The 17,220-nt window shown below is 63.6% G+C and carries 16 protein-coding genes; 10 read left to right on the forward strand and 6 right to left on the reverse strand.

The genetic code is table 11. The annotated features are described in order from the left end of the window. Positions 1 to 20: 20 nt before the first annotated feature. From pth to KZO25_RS01680, 6 genes are all read right to left on the reverse strand, one after another. Positions 21 to 605, reverse strand: coding sequence for an aminoacyl-tRNA hydrolase (gene pth / locus KZO25_RS01655; protein WP_223135626.1), 585 nt, complete (start codon positions 603 to 605; stop codon positions 21 to 23). Between the two features lie 83 nt (positions 606 to 688). Further along, positions 689 to 1,333, reverse strand: coding sequence for a 50S ribosomal protein L25/general stress protein Ctc (locus KZO25_RS01660; RefSeq protein WP_066446377.1), 645 nt, complete (start codon positions 1,331 to 1,333; stop codon positions 689 to 691). A 119-nt stretch (positions 1,334 to 1,452) separates the two neighbouring features. Continuing rightward, positions 1,453 to 2,394 carry a ribose-phosphate pyrophosphokinase gene (locus KZO25_RS01665; protein WP_223135627.1) on the reverse strand — a complete coding sequence of 314 codons (942 nt, stop codon included), beginning with the start codon at positions 2,392 to 2,394 and terminating at the stop codon, positions 1,453 to 1,455. Positions 2,395 to 2,486: 92 nt separating this feature from the next. Continuing rightward, positions 2,487 to 3,338, reverse strand: a complete 852-nt coding sequence (gene ispE / locus KZO25_RS01670; protein WP_066446156.1) for a 4-(cytidine 5'-diphospho)-2-C-methyl-D-erythritol kinase — start codon at positions 3,336 to 3,338, stop codon at positions 2,487 to 2,489. A gap of 3 nt (positions 3,339 to 3,341) precedes the next feature. After that, positions 3,342 to 3,962: a lipoprotein insertase outer membrane protein LolB gene (gene lolB / locus KZO25_RS01675; RefSeq protein ID WP_066446159.1), complete on the reverse strand. Its 621-nt coding sequence runs from the start codon at positions 3,960 to 3,962 to the stop codon at positions 3,342 to 3,344. Positions 3,963 to 4,018: 56 nt separating this feature from the next. Further along, positions 4,019 to 5,773, reverse strand: coding sequence for a tetratricopeptide repeat protein (locus KZO25_RS01680; RefSeq protein WP_223135628.1), 1,755 nt, complete (start codon positions 5,771 to 5,773; stop codon positions 4,019 to 4,021). 234 nt (positions 5,774 to 6,007) lie between these two features. Between KZO25_RS01680 and hemA the strand changes: the two genes are divergently transcribed. The 10 genes from hemA (at position 6,008) to potA (ending at position 17,176) form a co-directional block, all read left to right on the forward strand. Then, the gene (gene hemA / locus KZO25_RS01685) at positions 6,008 to 7,273 is read left to right on the forward strand and encodes a glutamyl-tRNA reductase (RefSeq protein WP_066446164.1); all 1,266 of its coding nucleotides are present in this window, start codon (positions 6,008 to 6,010) and stop codon (positions 7,271 to 7,273) included. A gap of 11 nt (positions 7,274 to 7,284) precedes the next feature. Further along, complete coding sequence (gene prfA / locus KZO25_RS01690) at positions 7,285 to 8,373, forward strand: peptide chain release factor 1 (protein ID WP_066446167.1); 1,089 nt, start codon at positions 7,285 to 7,287, stop codon at positions 8,371 to 8,373. Beyond that, a complete protein-coding gene (gene prmC / locus KZO25_RS01695; RefSeq protein WP_223135629.1) occupies positions 8,373 to 9,212 on the forward strand; it encodes a peptide chain release factor N(5)-glutamine methyltransferase in 840 nt (279 codons plus the stop codon). The genes prfA and prmC overlap by 1 nt, the downstream gene beginning before the upstream one ends. Positions 9,213 to 9,399: 187 nt before the next feature. Then, positions 9,400 to 9,900: an Lrp/AsnC ligand binding domain-containing protein gene (locus tag KZO25_RS01700; RefSeq protein WP_223135630.1), complete on the forward strand. Its 501-nt coding sequence runs from the start codon at positions 9,400 to 9,402 to the stop codon at positions 9,898 to 9,900. A 5-nt stretch (positions 9,901 to 9,905) separates the two neighbouring features. After that, positions 9,906 to 10,655 (forward strand): HesA/MoeB/ThiF family protein, encoded by a 750-nt coding sequence (locus KZO25_RS01705; protein WP_223135817.1) that lies wholly within the window; start codon positions 9,906 to 9,908, stop codon positions 10,653 to 10,655. Positions 10,656 to 10,665: 10 nt separating this feature from the next. Beyond that, positions 10,666 to 11,586 (forward strand): LysR family transcriptional regulator, encoded by a 921-nt coding sequence (locus KZO25_RS01710; RefSeq protein ID WP_223135631.1) that lies wholly within the window; start codon positions 10,666 to 10,668, stop codon positions 11,584 to 11,586. Positions 11,587 to 11,914: 328 nt separating this feature from the next. After that, complete coding sequence (locus tag KZO25_RS01715) at positions 11,915 to 13,207, forward strand: NAD(P)/FAD-dependent oxidoreductase (protein ID WP_223135632.1); 1,293 nt, start codon at positions 11,915 to 11,917, stop codon at positions 13,205 to 13,207. A 35-nt stretch (positions 13,208 to 13,242) separates the two neighbouring features. Next, complete coding sequence (locus KZO25_RS01720; protein WP_223135633.1) at positions 13,243 to 14,589, forward strand: glutamine synthetase family protein; 1,347 nt, start codon at positions 13,243 to 13,245, stop codon at positions 14,587 to 14,589. A gap of 184 nt (positions 14,590 to 14,773) precedes the next feature. Continuing rightward, entirely contained in the window at positions 14,774 to 15,877 is a 1,104-nt protein-coding gene (locus tag KZO25_RS01725; protein WP_316935411.1) for a polyamine ABC transporter substrate-binding protein, read from the forward strand. Between the two features lie 222 nt (positions 15,878 to 16,099). After that, positions 16,100 to 17,176, forward strand: a complete 1,077-nt coding sequence (potA, locus tag KZO25_RS01730) for a polyamine ABC transporter ATP-binding protein (protein WP_262488813.1) — start codon at positions 16,100 to 16,102, stop codon at positions 17,174 to 17,176. The last annotated feature ends 44 nt before the right edge of the window (positions 17,177 to 17,220 follow it).

A 17,220-nucleotide genomic window follows, 5' to 3' on the forward strand; every position in this document is an offset into this window, starting at 1 on the left:
TGGCGAAAATGGCGTCGGGGTCAGCCCTTGAAGCTGTGCAGCCGGCTCATGGCGCGGGCCCACTCCCCGCTGATGGCCAGCGGCAGGGTGGCCAGGCATTCGCCGATGGCGCCGCCGATGGCACCGAGCTCGGCCTTGCCGGGACGGCCCAGAACGTAATTGGTGACCTGACGTGAGTCGCCGGGATGGCCGATGCCGATACGCAGGCGATGGAAATTCTTGTCGTTACCCAGGGCGCTGATGATATCGCGCAGGCCGTTGTGTCCGCCGTGACCGCCGCCCTGCTTGTAGCGGGCTGCGCCGGGTGGAATGTCCAGCTCGTCATGGGCCACCAGCAGTTCGTCGGGGGCGATCTTGTAGAACTGACACAGGGCCGCCACGGCGGCACCGCTGCGGTTCATGAAGGTCGTAGGCTCGAGCAGATGCAGGTCGTGCCCATCGAGCATTACCTTGGCATAGAGGCCCAGGAACTTCTTCTCCGGGCGCAGCTCGGTACCGGCCTGGCGTGCCAGGATTTCCACCAGCCAGGCGCCGGCATTGTGACGGGTCTCTGCATAGTCGTCACCGGGATTGCCCAGCCCGATGATCGCTTTCACCTGGGGCATGCGGGGTCTCCAAAAAAAACAAGCGCCGTAGCGCTTGGTCGGGTCGGGAAGGGGCCGCCGCAGGGCGGCCCCGACAGGGCCGGTTATTCGGCCGCGCCTTCGCCTTCCTCGCCTTCACCTTCCTCGCCTTCGGCATCTTCACCGCGCACCTTGGGCTTGCTGATGGTCAGCACGGCGTTGTCGTGGTCGGCGCCGTGGGAGAGCTCGACCAGCGTCACACCGGCCGGGACCTTGAGGTCGGAGAGGTGCAGGGTAGTGCCCAGCGTGACCTCGGCGATGTCGACTTCCAGGAAGTCGGGCAGGTCCTTGGGCAGGCAGCTGATCTCGATCTCGTTGGAGAGGATGTGCAGCTCGCCGCCCTCGTCCTTGATGCCCTTGGACTTCTCTTCGCCCACGACATGCAGCGGCACGCGAATGGTGATCTCGTGGGTGGCATCCACGCGCAGGAAGTCGGCGTGGGTGACCAGCGGCTTGTACGGGTGACGCTGGAGATCGCGCACGACGACCTGCTGCTTCTTGCCGTCGACGACCAGGTTGAGTACCGAGGAGAAGAAGGTTTCGTCTTCGATGGCCTTGTAGAAGGCGGCCTTCTCGACGGAGATCGGCTGCGGCGCCTGCTCGCCACCATAGATGATGGCCGGCACCTGAAGGTTCTCACGACGCAGGCGGCGGCTCGCACCTTTCCCCAGGTCGTTGCGAACGCTGGCATTGAGAGTGAAATCGGACATGATGTTGCCTCTTGCTTGAGATAAGGAAATCACGGCGGCCCGCGACCTGACCACCGTGTTTCCGAAAGCCCCGTGGGGCACTTTTCCGACGCCCTGTTCTTGCTGAAAGTCGCTGAGACTCAGTGGAACATGGCGCTGACGGATTCTTCATTGCTGACACGACGAATCGCCTCGGCGATCAGACCGGCTACGCTGAGCTGGCGGATCTTGCCACTGCGGCGAGCCACGTCGGACAGCGGAATGGTATCGGTGACGACCACTTCGTCGAGCACCGACCCGGTGATGTTGTCCACTGCAGGGCCGGAGAGGATCGGGTGGGTGGCATAGGCCACCACACGGCGAGCGCCATGGGCCTTGAGTGCGTCGCCGGCCTTGCACAGGGTGCCGGCGGTATCGATCATGTCGTCGACCACCACGCAGGTACGGTTCTCGATCTCGCCGATGATGTGCATCACCTGGGCCTGGTTGGCCTGGGGGCGGCGCTTGTCGATGATGGCGAGATCGGCATTGAGCTGCTTGGCGATGGCGCGGGCACGGACCACGCCGCCTACGTCGGGTGAGACAACCACCAGGTCATCGTAGTTCTGGCGCTCGATGTCGTCGAGCAGGATCGGCGAGCCGTAGACGTTGTCCACCGGCACGTCGAAGAAACCCTGGATCTGGTCGGCATGCAGGTCCATGGTCATCACCCGGTCGACGCCGGCCTTGACCATCATGTCGGCGACCACCTTGGCCGAGATCGGCACGCGGGCGGAGCGGACACGGCGATCCTGGCGGGCGTAGCCGAAGTAGGGCACCACGGCGGTGATTCGCGTGGCGGAAGCCCGGCGCAGGGCATCCACCATGAGAATCAGCTCGAGCAGGTTGTCGTTGGTCGGCGCGCAGGTGGACTGCAGGATGAAGACGTCCTTGCCGCGAACGTTTTCGTTGATCTCGACCGCGATTTCGCCGTCGCTGAACTGCCCGACCGTAGCGTTACCCATGCGGGTGTCCAGACTCTCGGCGATCTTCTGGGCGAGTTCGGGATTGGCATTCCCGGCAAAAACCATCAATTTTGACACGCGCATCCACCTATGCAGTGTTGGGGGGCTCTCGGGACTCATCGGTTCGGCACCTCGTCCGCAACGGCCGACAGTTCGTGACCCTGGCACGATCAGCGGCCCAGAGCAGCATGTAGCGGGGAGAGGTTGAGGCCGCGCGCCGTGAATGCCATGAAGCGGCTGGGCAGGTCGGCCACGATGCGCTTTGCCTCCGCGTCGGTCTCTACCCGGGCGAAGACGCAGGCACCGGTGCCCGTCAGCATGGTCGGTGCGCGCCTGCCCAGCCAGTCAAGGGCTTCCGCCACTGGCGGACAGAGTGACCGGACCGTCGGCTCGCAGTCATTGTGCCAACTGGGCGCTCCCCCCTGCAGTGCGCGCGCCATGGTAATCGGGGGGGTATCACGTGTCAATTGCGCGGCGCCGAACACCGCGGCGGTGGCGACAGCGACCCCGGGATGAACTACCACGAAACAGGGGGTATCCAGGGTCACCGGGGTCAGCCGTTCGCCGACGCCTTCAGCCCAGGCGGAGCGGCCGCGGACGAAGACCGGTACATCGGCCCCCAGGGCCAGGCCCATGGCGGCCAGTCGCTCCTCACCGAGACCCAGACCCCATAGCCGGTCGAGCCCCAGCAGCGTCGTGGCGGCGTCGGAGCTGCCGCCGCCCAGGCCACCCCCCATGGGCAGGCGCTTGGTCAGGTGGATGTCGGCGCCAAGGCGGCAGCCGGTCTCGGCCTGCAGCAGCCTGGCCGCCCGTACGATGAGGTTCTCTTCGCTACGTATGCCGTCCATGGCCGGTGACAGGGTGATGTCGCCATCGTCGCGCCGGGTCAACTGCAGCGTGTCGCCGTAGTCGAGAAACTGGAACAGCGTCTGCAGCTCATGGTAGCCATCGGCTCGTCGACCGACAATGTGAAGCATCCGGTTTAGCTTGGCCGGTGCCGGCAGGTTCAGCGTCGCCGTCATGGATCAGTCGTCGAGGACGGGGCGCCAATCGGTGACCACCAGGGTCACGCGCAGCTCGCCGTACTCCATGATCATGCGGCGAGGCAGCCACAGCGATTCGACCAGGGTCCAATCGCGGTAGTCGATTTCCCAGCCATCCTGCTCGAGGCGGCGGGGGAAGCCGAGCTCATCGTGGTCGATGTGGTATTGGCTGTGCTCCGCTGGCAGGCCGCGAATCCAGTCGGAGAGCGAACTGACCGGCAGGGTCCAGCCCAACTGCTGTTGCAGTAGCGCCTCGGGGGTCTCGGCTTCGAAACGTCCCTCGGAGGTAGTCAGCGAGAAGCGGCCTTCGCGACCCTCCAGCGTGTTGCGGCCGCTGCCGAAGGGGCCGCTGATCAGGATGCGATAGTAGTGGGGGTGCTGGCTCCAGTCGAGGTTGGCGCTGGTGTTCTCCTGGGGGGTGCGCAGCCCGGCCTTGCCGGCCAGCATCCAGGTGTCCAGGTCCTCGAGGCGTTCCTGCTGGGCTTCCCACTGGCCTGCTGCACGATCGGAATCGGGAGCGGGCATCGGGGCGGCACAGCCGGCCAGCACCATCAAGGCCAGGCTCGAGAGCAGTAGTCGCAGTGCGTTGGCGTGGAGCGTCATGGCAGTATCTCGTCAGCGGGTGCATGTCTGGTGAATGAAATCAGGGGGGGTTACGGTCAGGGTCTCAATTCGGGAATGCGCTCGAGGAGTTCGTCGATGACAGGATGCTCGTCGAAGCGCTGCAGTGCCTCTTCGACGAGGGAGCGGGCGTCGTCGTGGCGCTCGAGCGTCCACAGCACCTCGGCGAGATGGGCGGCAATCTCCTGGTCGGGCATGGCTGCATAGGCGCGCTCCAGCCAGGGTAGGGCCCGCTCCGGGTCGCCTAGACGGAAGTAGACCCACCCCAGACTATCCATGATTGCGCCACTTCCCGGCTCGATCTCATGAGCCCGTTCGATCAGCTCCCGGGCTTCCTCCAGTCGGCCCTCGATATTCAGGTCTGCCAAGGTATATCCCAGTGCATTGAGGGCCGTGGCGCTGTCGGGGTTGCGCTCGATGATGCGAGTCAGGTCGCGTTCCATGGCCTCGATATCTCCATCGGACCAGGCCCGCATGGCACGAAGGTACAGCAGCTGCTCGTCGTTGGGGGTGCGGGCAAGCTCACGGTCGAGCAGAGCATCGGCTTCTCCCGTCATGCCGGCTTCGTCCAGCAGCTCGACTTCAAGCATGACCAGCTCGTTGAAGTGGTCCTCATGGCGCAATCGTTCGATGCGCAGGAAGGCGCGGGCATCCAGCAGGCGGTCATCTTCGATCAGCATGCGGGCGGCACGCAGCCTGGCCCTGATAAAGTCGCCCCCCGTCGCGACCTGGCGATAATAGAGAAGCGCGTTATCGACCTCGCCCTCCTGCTCGGCAATGGCTCCGAGGAGATAGTAGGCAGTGGGCGGCGGCTGGTCACTACTTACTAGAGGTAGCAGCAGGCGGCGGGCGGCCTCCAAGTGACCGTCCTCGAGGAACAGGGCGGCCAGGCTCGTCCGGAGTTCCTGGTTGCCTTCATGCTCGTCGAGCAGCGTGTCGGTGTGCGCCTCGGCGGCGGCCACATTGCCAAGCTGCAGCTCGGTCTGGGCCAGCAGCAGCAGGAACCGGGGATCGTCTGGCGAGACTTCCAGGCCACGGCGAGCGGCGTCCCGAGCCTGGCTGGTATTGCCGTCATCCAGCGCGAGGCGAGCACGGGTCATCCACAGGGCCGGCAGTTCCGAATGGTCTCGTGCCAGATCATCCAGTCGGGTTTGAGCGAGGTGTGACTGCCCTGTGGCAGCCTCGAGTATGGCCATGGCAAGCATCGCATCGTGATGATGCGGGTGGTCGCTGGCACCGGGTCGGCTGAGGTGCTCGCTCAATCGCTCTCGCAGGGGGAGGGGAGGGACCCCGGCATCCAGCGCCAGCTCCATGAACAGGGTGAGCTCCCCATGGGCGCCCTGCTCGACCAGCAACAGTCGCTTTTCGAGTGCGCCCACCCAGTCGCCACGCTGCAGGGCCAGGCCCGCCAGGAGGCGAAGCGGAGCCTCTGCCATCGGTGAGAGCAGGTGCCACTGCTCTACCGCTTCCTCCAATAACAGAGGGTCATTGCTGAAGCGTGCCGCCAGGGTGGCACGCTCGGCCAGTTCCGCCACCTGGTAACGCTCGGCCATTGCCATATAGCCCTGGGTGGCGCGCCGATAGTCGCCGCGCTGGCCGGAGAGTTCTGCCACCAGCAGAGTCGAGAGACCCTCGGCATCCAGGCCCCGCTCAATGGGGGGCGCCGAGTCGAGCGGGTCCTCATGGCCCGGCATCAAGTGGGTCAACGGCATGCCTTGGCAGCCGGTCAGCAGTGTGGCAAGGCCAAGGCTCGCCAGTCCCTGGCGAATGTTGCGTGTCAAAGTCGGGGGCATGCGTATCTCGTCCAGGATGCCAGCTGCCAGCATACCGACTCGGGGCCGGTGGGCAAAGGGATCGACGCCATTGTCGGTACAGGCGAAGGAAACACCCCACCCTTGTCATGCGTCAATTGTCACCTTTGCGTACATGGCGCCGAGCATGGAAGGCTGTGGTAGAATCCAGCGCCACCAGAGGTGGGTTTTCTTGTTCCGTACCGCCTGACGACATTACGCGAAGACGCTTAACGCATGACGCTTCTTGCCCTTGGCATCAACCACAAGACAGCCACCGTCGCGGTACGCGAGCGGGTAGCCTTTACGCCGACTCAACTGGAGTCGGCGCTCGGTGAGCTGCGCGGTGTCCCGCAGGTACGCGAAGCTGCCGTGCTGTCGACCTGTAACCGAACCGAGCTCTATTGCGTCACCGAGTCCAGCGGAGAGCGGCTGATTCTCGATTGGCTGAGTCATTTTCACGGGCTTCCGGTTGATGACCTGACTTCCTGTGCCTATCACTACCATGACAACGACGCCGCTCGCCATTTGATGCGGGTGGCCGTGGGACTGGATTCGATGGTGCTGGGCGAACCGCAGATTCTCGGCCAGCTCAAGGAAGCCTACCAGTCGGCGCGTCTGGCCAGCGGGCTGGGCGGCGAGCTGGAACTGCTGTTCCAGCATACCTTTTCGGTGGCCAAGCAGGTGCGCACGCGGACCGGTATTGGCCAGAACCCGGTCTCGGTAGCCTACGCGGCGGTCAGCCTGGCCAGCCGGATATTCGACGACTTCGGCCGCTCCCGTGCGCTCTTGATCGGTGCGGGCGAAACCATCGAGCTGGTGGCACGTCATCTGCGTGAGGCGGGTGTGCGCAACATGATCGTGGCCAATCGTACTCGTGAGCGGGCCGAGGTGCTGGCCCGGGAGTTCAATGCCGAGGCGATCTCATTGAGCGAAATTCCTGATGCGCTGGTGCGTTCGGATATCGTGATCTCGTCCACTGCGGCTCCGTTACCGATTCTCGGCAAGGGCATGGCCGAACGGGCGCTCAAGAAGCGTCGCCATCGACCGATTTTCATGGTCGATATCGCCGTGCCGCGGGATATCGAGCCAGAAGTCGGTGACCTGGATGACGTCTTTCTCTATACCGTGGATGACCTCAACGAGGTGATCCAGGAAAATCGGCGCCACCGGCAGGCTGCGGCCGACCAGGCCGAGTCGTTGATCGAACATGGCGTCAGTGTATGGCTTCATGAGCGGCGTATCCGCAGTGGTGGGGAGTTGATCCGGCGCTATCGAGACCAGGCCGACGAGCTGCGCCGGCATTCGGAGCAGCAGGCAATGGCACGGTTGGCTCGTGGAGAAGATCCAGAAGAGGTGGTTCGCATTCTCGCCCATCAGCTCACTAACCGTATGCTGCATCGGCCAACGGTTTCACTGCGCGAAGCGTCGGGCAGTGAGCGCCGCGACCTGCTGGCCGCGGCCGAAGCACTGCTGCTTGATTCCTCTTCAATAAAACCCTGACAGGAAACGCCATGAAAGCGACCCTGCGCCAGCGACTCGACGCCTTCGTCGAGCGCTTCGAGGAGCTCGCCGCCCTGCTGGCGGAGCCCGAGGTGATTACCGACCAGCCTCGGTTTCGCGACTACTCCCGGGAATACGCCGAACTCGAAGCTCTCGTCGATGCCTGGCGTGACTATCGCCACGTCGAAGGCGAGCTCGAAGATGCCGTTCACCTCGCCAGTGACAGTGACGCCGAGATGCGTGAGCTCGCCGAGATGGAGCTGGTGGAGGGGCGTGAGCGGCTAGCAGCGCTGGAGGTTCGGCTCAAGCAACTGCTGGTACCCCGGGACCCGGACGACAGTCGCAATGTTTTCCTCGAGGTCCGTGCCGGTACGGGGGGCGACGAGGCGGCGCTGTTCGCCGGGGACCTGTTCCGCATGTACTCACGCTATGCCGAGAAGCGCGGCTGGAAAGTCGAAGTGGTCAGTGCCAGCCACGGCGAGCAGGGTGGCTACAAGGAGGTCATCTCGCGGGTCAAGGGCGAGGGGGTCTATGCCCGCCTCAAGTTCGAGTCCGGGGCCCATCGCGTGCAGCGCGTGCCGGCCACGGAGTCCCAGGGTCGTATCCACACCTCGGCCTGTACGGTGGCGGTGATGCCCGAGGCCGACACGGTGGGTGATGTGGATATCAACCCGGCCGACCTTCGTGTGGACACCTTTCGCTCCAGCGGAGCCGGGGGGCAGCACGTCAATACCACCGATTCGGCCATTCGGCTGACCCACCTGCCCACCGGCGTGGTGGTCGAGTGCCAGGAGGAGCGCAGCCAGCACAAGAACCGCGCCAAGGCGATGTCATTGCTGGCTGCCAGGCTCAAGCAGAGCGCCCAGGACAGCCAACGCCGCGAACAGGCCGATACGCGCCGTTCGCTGGTGGGTTCAGGGGATCGCAGCGAACGGATCCGCACCTACAACTTTCCCCAGGGGCGGCTGACCGATCACCGTATCAACCTCACCCTCTACAAGCTTGGCGAAGTCATGGCTGGCGAACTCGACGAAGTCATCGAGCCGTTGATTCATGAACATCAGGCCGAGCAGCTTGCGGCGCTGCAGCAGGAAGCCTGATGGATATCGACAGCTTGCTGGGCCGTGCAACGGAGCGGCTTGCCCAGGCAGGCTCGGCGAGCCCGCGGCTGGATGCCGAGGTGCTGCTGGGCCACGTGCTGGGTGTCGACCGTACCTGGCTCTACACCTGGGGTGACAGGGCCGCGCCGGTGTATGAACGCGCACGATTCGAAGCTTTGGTAGCGGTTCGGGCCGAGGGGCATCCCGTCGCCTACTTGATCGGTGAGCGCGAGTTCTGGGGGTTGGCCCTTTCCACCTCGCCGCATACTCTTATCCCCCGCCCCGATACCGAGACCCTGGTGGAGGCCGCGCTGGAACTGGCTCCCTCAGCCCGGGGGCGGTTGCTGGACATGGGTACCGGCACCGGTGCCATTGCGCTGGCCTTTGCCAGTGAGCGGCCCGGCTGGCAGATAACCGGCATTGACCGGATAGAGGAAGCGGTGGGGCTTGCAGTGGCCAATGCTGAAAGGCTGGGTATCGCAAACGCAAGCTTCCTGGTCAGTGACTGGTTCTCGGCCCTGCCCGCCGATGGCTTCGACCTGATCGTCGCCAACCCGCCCTACATCGCCGACAGTGATCCTCACCTTATGCTCGGCGACGTCCGCTTCGAGCCTGTCAGCGCACTGGTGGCAGGAGAGGATGGGCTGGCCGATCTCCGGCGCTTGATCGAATTGGCGCCGCGCTACCTGCTTCCGGGAGGCTGGCTGGCCATGGAGCACGGCCATGACCAGGCTGAGCGAGTGCGCCAGCTACTGCAGGCGGCTGGATATCGGGAAGTTGCCAGCCGTCATGACTTGTCGGGCCAGCAGCGAGTGACCTTGGGTCGCTTGGCTGGCTAGCGTTGAGGGCGCGCTACTGGAGGGGGGGGGCGTGCTGTGGTACACCTGTTCAGGAAATCTTTCCGATTGTGGTCATGATTCCATGCCTCTACACCCCCAGCGCACTTCATAACCGTTGATTCGTGGGTGGATCCACCGGCATGACGACAATCTCCATTCATCCTGATCCGGTTTGCCAAATACGATAATGAAAGCCAAAACCCGCTCGCTCGACCGTATCGACCTCAACATCCTGCGCTGCCTGCAGGAAAATGCCCGCATTTCCTATGTTGACCTTGCCGCCCAGGTGGGGCTGTCCACCACGCCGTGCCTGGAGCGCGTCAAACGGCTGGAGAAGTCCGGGGTTATCCGCGGCTACAAGGCCGTGCTTGATCCCAGGGCCCTCAAGGCCAATCTGCTGGTGTTCGTCGAGATCAGCCTTGAGACCCAGTCTCCAGCGGTATTCGACGAGTTCCGTCGGGCGGTGTCGAGGTTGCCCCAGATCCAGGAGTGCCATCTGGTATCGGGGCAGTTCGACTATATCCTCAAGTGCCGGATTCCGGAAATGGCAGCCTATCGCCAGTTGTTGGGCGATGTGGTGTTGACCCTGCCGGGGGTCAAGGAGTCCAAGAGTTATGTGGTGATGGAAGAGGTCAAGGAGGAGTTCTCCCTCTATGTGCCCGACATCGAGGAGCTGGAAGGCAAGTGATGGCAATGGATGATGGCCAACTGCTGCGATACAGCCGCCAGATCATGCTGGAGTCGATCGATATCGATGGCCAGGAGCGGCTGTTGTCGTCCCGGGTGCTGGTGGTGGGTGCCGGTGGCCTGGGTTCGCCGGTGGCACTCTATCTTGCCGCTGCCGGGGTGGGGCATCTCACCCTGGCCGATGCCGACAGCGTTGAACTCTCCAACCTGCAGCGCCAGATCGCTCATGGCATGACCGACCTCGAGCGCAACAAGGCCGAGTCGGCACGCGAGTCGGCGTTGGCGCTCAATCCCGGCTGCAATATCTCGGTGGTGACGCAGCATCTGGTGGGGGCGGCCATGGATGATGCCGTGGCCGCGGTGGATCTGGTGCTCGACTGTACCGACCGCTTTTCCAGCCGCTATGCCATCAACGCCGCCAGTCGCAAGGCGGGCAAGCCACTGGTATCCGGTGCAGCGATCCGCTTCTCCGGCCAACTGGCCGTGTTCGACCCCCGTGACCCGGAAAGCCCCTGCTATGCCTGCCTCTATCCCCCTGAAGAGGGCGACGACGAGGCGCTGCGCTGCGCCGAGAATGGCGTCGTGGCGCCGCTGGTGGGGCTGATCGGCTGCTTTCAGGCGCTGGAGGCGGTCAAGCTGCTCAGTGGTGCGGGCACGCCACATCGCGGGCTCTCCACTTTCGACGGCATGAGCGGCCAGTGGCGCCATTTCCAGGTGCCGCGGGACCCCGCCTGTCCGGTATGCGCCCCGCGCTGAGGACTCGAACATGGTCGACCGATCGGGGCTGAAGCTGGGGCAGGTCAGTGATTTCGATATCCGCCTGATTCGTGTCTTCAAGTCCGTGGTGGAGTGTGGCGGCTTTTCCGCAGCAGAGACCGCCCTCGGCATCAGCCGGCCGGCCATCAGCCAGCACATGAGCGATCTCGAGAAACGCCTGGGGCTGAAGCTGTGCCAGCGGGGGCGCGGCGGCTTCGCGTTGACCGAGGAGGGGCGACAGGTCTTCGAGGCGACCCTGACGCTGCTGTCGGCACTGGAAACCTTCCGTACTGAGGTAAACGGCCTGCATCGCAACCTGCGGGGCGAGCTCAACATCGGCCTGACCGACAACCTGGTCAGCATGCCCCGGATGCATGTGACCGATGCCCTGGCCGATCTCAAGGCACAGGGGCCGAATGTGCGTATCAACATCCACATGGAAGCGCCGGATCGTATCGCCCAAGGCGTGCTGGATGCCCGCCTGCATGTAGGTGTCGTTCCCGAGGTCAACCTGCCGACCAGCGTCGATGCGCGCCCGCTTTATGAGGAAACGTTGCGGCTGTACTGCGCCGACCGTCATCCACTCTTCGGCCTGTCGGAAGAATCGACGGATGAAGCGGTGCTGGAACGCCATGAGGCGGTGCTTCCCGCTTATCCGCTGCCCGAAGCGGCCCGCCAGGCCCATGCCAGACTTAATGGTACCGCCATGGCCTCCGATCGCGAGGGCGCGGTCTTCCTCATCCTGACCGGTTGCTATATCGGCTACCTGCCTGATCACCTGGCTGCACCCTGGATTGCGGCGGGGCGCTTGCGTGTACTCTTTCCCGAGACCTGCACCTATTCCATACCTCTGGTCACGATTACCCGCCGGGACCGCCGTCCTCATCGCGTTCTTGATGTCTTTCTCGCCTCCGTGGCTCGTCATGGCTAGCGAGCCTTCGCCACACCGGACCCACGCCTGGCTGCTAGGGCCGGGGTGTCCGATTGATGGTGATTTCTTGACAGGCATCCTCCTCCGGTTTCTCCTGAGGTCACGGCGCTTCATGCTCTATATGCTCTATAAAAGGCGATTATTATGCCGTACAAGCAAGTGATGGTGATTGTGTGTTGACGTTGTTCGTTATTGAATACTTGACAGGGTCTGCGGGTTTGGTGCCAGACTAGACGCATGGTCTGGACGCCAAGGCGGCTCAACCATAAGCCAATCATCGCTCATCATGCCGGCTGTTCCCGGCCACATCAGTGCAAGGACAGGTTTCATGGCTGCTGCCACAACGCTCGACATCCCGGCATCCTATTACCGCGATACGGTGGCGGTAGTCCTGGAGGCCTGTCCGCCGCTGGAAGGCGACCAGCGGGCCGATGTCTGTGTGATCGGCGGTGGGGTAACCGGCTGCTCGGCGGCCTTGCACCTGGCTGAGCGGGGCTATTCGGTGCATCTTCTGGAAGCTCGGGAGGTCGGCTTTGGCGCCTCCGGGCGCAGTGGTGGCCAGATCCTGCCTGGCCTGGGGACCGACATTGCCACTGTGGAGCATGCGCTGGGCCGTGAAAGGGCCCGTGCCATCTGGGATATGAGCCGTGAAGCGGTTCGACTCACGGCCGGGCTGGTTGAGCGTCATGCCATTCCCTGCGACCTGGCCTGGGGCTTTCTGCACGCCGCTGTCAAGCCGCGCCACGTGCGCGAGCTACAGGCGTTTCAGGAGCGCATGGCTCGGGATTACGACTACACCGACATGGCCTGGCTCGAGGGTCCGGCATTGCTTGAGCGGGTGGTGACCGATGCCTACCCCGGCGCTCTGTACGAGGGCGAGGGCGGGCATTTGCATCCGTTGAACTACACGCTGGGGCTGGCACGTGCTGCACAGCGTGCCGGGGTAACGATTCACGAAAACAGTAGGGTGCTGAGCATCCAACGTGGCCAGAAGGCTAAGATAGAAACTGATGGTGGCAGCGTCACCGCTGACTTCGTGGTGGTGGCCGGCAATGCGTATCTGGGCGGGCTGGTGCCGGAACTGGAGGGGCGAATGATGCGCGCCGCCAACTACATGGTGGCGACCTCCCCCTTGAGCGAAGCGCAGGTCGCTTCGGTACTGCCACGCAACGATGCCTTGGCCGATGCCAACTTCGTGCTCGATTACTATCGGCTCTCTGCCGATCGGCGGCTGATCTATGGCGGCGAGGTGAGCTACGATGGCCGTGAGCCGCGTGGCTTGCGCCAGCGAATGGACACCAAGATTGCCCGCCTGTTTCCCGTACTGGAGGGTGTACCGATTGACTATCGTTGGGGGGGCGACGTGGCCATAACCCTGAATCGGGCGCCGGATTTTGGCCGCATCGGCCATAACCTCTACTACGCCCAGGGCTATTCCGGCCACGGCATGGCCCTGGCGGGGCTCGCCGGCCAATTGATGAGCGATGCCATTGCCGATCAGAGCGAGCGGTTCGATCTTTTCGCTGCCATGCCCCACCGGCGCTTTCCTGGTGGCAACAGGCTCCGCACGCCGCTGCTGGTGCTGGCGACTACCTTCTACAAACTGCGCGATCGTCTATAACCATCAGCCCGAAACGGGGCGACAATGAGGTTTTCATGAAAGATCTAGAGAGCTGGCTCAAGGAACGGCGCATCACCGAGGTGGAGTGCCTGGTCAGCGATATCACCGGGATTGCCCGAGGCAAGATCACCCCCGTTTCGAAGTTCATGGCCGAGAAAGGCATGCGTTTGCCCGAAAGCGTTCTGCTTCAGACCGTGACCGGCGACTATGTGGAGGATGACCTCTACTATTCACTGCTTGATCCTGCCGATATCGACATGGTGTGCAAGCCGGACATCTCGGCCGTCTATCCTGTTCCCTGGGCGCTGGAGCCCACGGCCCAGGTGATACACGACTGCTATGACAAGATGGGCAACCCCATCGAACTCTCCTGTCGCAACCAGCTGAAACGAGTGCTTGCCCTCTATGCCGAGAGGGGTTGGAAGCCGGTGGTGGCGCCGGAAATGGAGTTCTATCTCACCAAGCGATGCGAGGACCCGGATCTTCCTCTTCAGCCGCCGATCGGTCGCAGCGGGCGGCAGGAGACCGGCCGGCAATCCTTTTCCATCGATGCGGCCAACGAGTTCGATCCGCTGTTCGAGGATATGTACGACTGGTGCGAGGCCCAGGGCCTGGATATCGATACCCTGATTCATGAAGAGGGTACCGCTCAGATGGAGATCAACTTCCGCCACGGCGATCCGTTGATGCTGGCGGACCAGATATTCCTCTTCAAGCGCACGCTGCGAGAAGCGGCCCTCAAGCATGACGTGGCTGCCACTTTCATGGCCAAGCCGATCACCAATGAGCCGGGCAGCGCCATGCATATCCACCAGAGCGTGCTCGATGCCACCACGGGTCGTAGCATCTTTGCCAACGACGACGGCTCCATGAGCCAGCTCTTCTTGCATCATATCGGCGGGCTTCAGCGCTTCATCCCCGAGGCGTTGCCGCTGATGGCGCCCAACGTCAACTCCTTTCGCCGCTTTCTGCCGGACACCTCGGCACCGGTCAACGTCGAGTGGGGGGAAGAGAACCGCACCTGCGGGCTGCGCGTCCCCGACTCCACGCCACAGAACCGGCGCATCGAGAACCGGCTTCCCGGGGCCGACGCCAATGCCTACCTTGCCATTGCCGCCAGCCTGCTGTGCGGTTATCTCGGCATGGAGCAGGGGCTGAACCCGTCGGCGCCGGTGCAGGGGCGGGCATTCGAGCGTCGCAACATGCGCTTGCCTTTCACCCTGGAGCAGGCGCTGGAGCGGATGGAGCACTGTGCAGAACTGGAGCGCTACATGGGCCACCGCTTCGTGACCGGCTATGTGGCGGTAAAGCGAGTCGAGAACGAGAATTTCAAGCAGGTAATCAGTTCCTGGGAAAGAGAGTTCCTGCTGCTCAGCGTCTGAAGCTGCCGAGCCGCAAGGGCCACCAGCAAGAGAGAGGGGAAGAGCACGTCACCGCGCCGGCTGGTTGCCCTCAGCCTGTTGCCAGGCTCGCAAGGGAAGCGCAGTGGCGTGCTGGACGGTCCCGGCGAAAGGATGCCGGTTATCAACGAAACCATGTGAATAACAACAGCAAAGAGGTGTCATGATGTCCCGACAAAGCAAGCTTTCCCTGGCCGTGGCGGCGGCCTCCCTGGCGCTGCTGAGCGGTGCTGCCCTGGCCAACGAGGTGCGGGTCTACAACTGGTCGGACTATATCGCCCCCGATACCCTCGAGAAGTTCACCGAGCAGACCGGCATTCGGGTGATCTACGATGTCTACGACAGCAACGAGGTGCTCGATGCCGCCATGCTCTCGGGTCGCTCCGGCTATGACGTGGTGGTGCCGTCCAATCATTATCTGACGCGCCAGGTCAGTGCCGGGGTCTACCAGGAGCTGGATCATGACAAGCTGCCCAACATGGCCAACCTCAACCCCGAGCTGATGGACGACCTGGAGTTCATCGACCCGGGCAGCCGACACTCCATACCCTATATGTGGGGTACCAACGGCATCGGCTACAACGTTGAACGTGTTACCGAGATTCTCGGCGAGGACGCCCCGGTGGATTCCTGGGCGCTGATCTTCGATCCGGAGGTCACCACCGCGCTGAAGGAGGGGGGCTGCGGCATTTCCATGCTCGACTCGGGGGACGAGATGCTCTCACCGGCCATGGCCTACCTGGGGCTCTCCCCGCTCTCCGAGGAGACCGCGGACCTCGAGGCGGCGGGCGATCTTATCGCCGCCGTGCGTGACAACATCACCTACTTCCACTCCTCGCGCTATATCTCGGACCTGGCCAACGGCGATATCTGCGTGGCGGCCGGCTACTCCGGCGACATCTTCCAGGCCGCCGATCGCGCCGAGGAAGCCGGCCGGGACTTCACCATCGCCTACTCGATCCCCAAGGAGGGCGCGGCGCTGTGGTTCGACATGATGGCGATTCCCGCCGACGCACCGAACCCCGACAACGCCCACGCCTTCATCAATTTCATCCTCGAGCCCGAGGTGGCGGCGGCGATCACCGAGTACGTCGTCTATGCCAACCCCAACGTGGCCGCCAACGAATTCCTCGATCCGGATATTCTCAACGATACCTCCATCTATCCCGACCAGGAGGTGATGGATAACCTTTATGTGGCGGAAGAGAAGCCCCTGGCCGTTCAGCGTGTCCGTACCCGTACCTGGAACAGAGTGAAGTCGGGTATCTGATGCCGATACGCCGGCCCGCCCGGGCCGGCTACCTCCGATTGGCTGCCAGGAGACGCTGCAATGTCGCAACCCCAGCCGCGCGCCACGGGCCGGGCTCGACGTGTCGAGCCTGTGTCTTCCGATTCGATGCCTTCCGGCACTGCTGAAGCACGACCCGCCGAACAGCCGCCACCGGCTCCTTCCGTCTCTGGCAAGCCGCGGTCGGCGCATGGGGAGGCGCTGATGGAGATCCGCCGGGTCAGCAAGCGCTTCGATGGCGCCCTGGCGGTGGACGACGTCTCCCTCTCCATTCGACGGGGGGAGATATTCGCCCTGCTGGGTGGCTCGGGCTCGGGCAAGTCGACCCTGCTGCGCATGCTGGCCGGCTTCGAGAAGCCCAGTGAAGGCGCGATCATCCTGGATGGCGAAGACATCTCGACCATGCCGCCCTATGAGCGGCCGATCAACATGATGTTCCAATCCTATGCCCTGTTCCCGCATATGAGCGTGGAGCAGAATATCGCTTTCGGCCTGAAGCAGGATCGGCTCAAGAAGGACGACATCGCCCAGCGCGTGGCGGAAATGCTCAAGCTGGTACACATGGAGGCGTTCGCCCGGCGCAAGCCGCATCAGCTCTCGGGTGGCCAGCGTCAGCGTGTGGCACTGGCTCGCTCGCTGGCCAAGCGACCCAAGCTGTTGCTGCTCGACGAGCCCATGGGAGCGCTGGACAAGAAACTGCGCACCGAGATGCAGCTGGAAGTGGTCCAGATACTGGAGCGCGTTGGCGTCACCTGCATCATGGTGACCCACGACCAGGAAGAGGCCATGACCATGGCCGACCGGGTGGCGATCATGTCAGACGGCTGGATCGCCCAGGTGGGCACCCCCATGGACGTCTACGAGAGCCCGGCGAGCCGCATGGTGGCGGAATTCGTGGGTACGGTGAACCTCTTCGCCGGCGAAATCGTTGCCGACGAGGCCGATCATTGCATCATCGACAGCCCGGAACTGGGTCGACAGATCCGCATCGGCCATGGCGTGAGCACCCAGGCCGACGAGCGTGGTGTCTGGGTGGCGATTCGCCCTGAGAAGACCTGGTTGACCCGTGAGCGTCCCGCCGGCGACTACAACTGGGCCGCCGGTACCGTGGAGGACATCGCCTACCTGGGTGGGTTTTCGGTGTACTTCGTGCGTACCGAAGGGGGGCACCTGGTCAAGGCCAGCATGACCAATACCGAGCGCCGCGGCGACCGGCCGAAGTGGGACGAGCCGGTCTATATCCATTGGGATGAGCTGAGTGCCGTGATCCTCCACGACTGAGTCGGCGTCTTATTGACGGGCCTTGTTGCGACAAGGCCATGCCA

Source organism: Halomonas sp. ANAO-440 (assembly GCF_019915905.1).
GTDB classification, from domain to species: Bacteria; Pseudomonadota; Gammaproteobacteria; order Pseudomonadales; family Halomonadaceae; genus Halomonas; species Halomonas chromatireducens.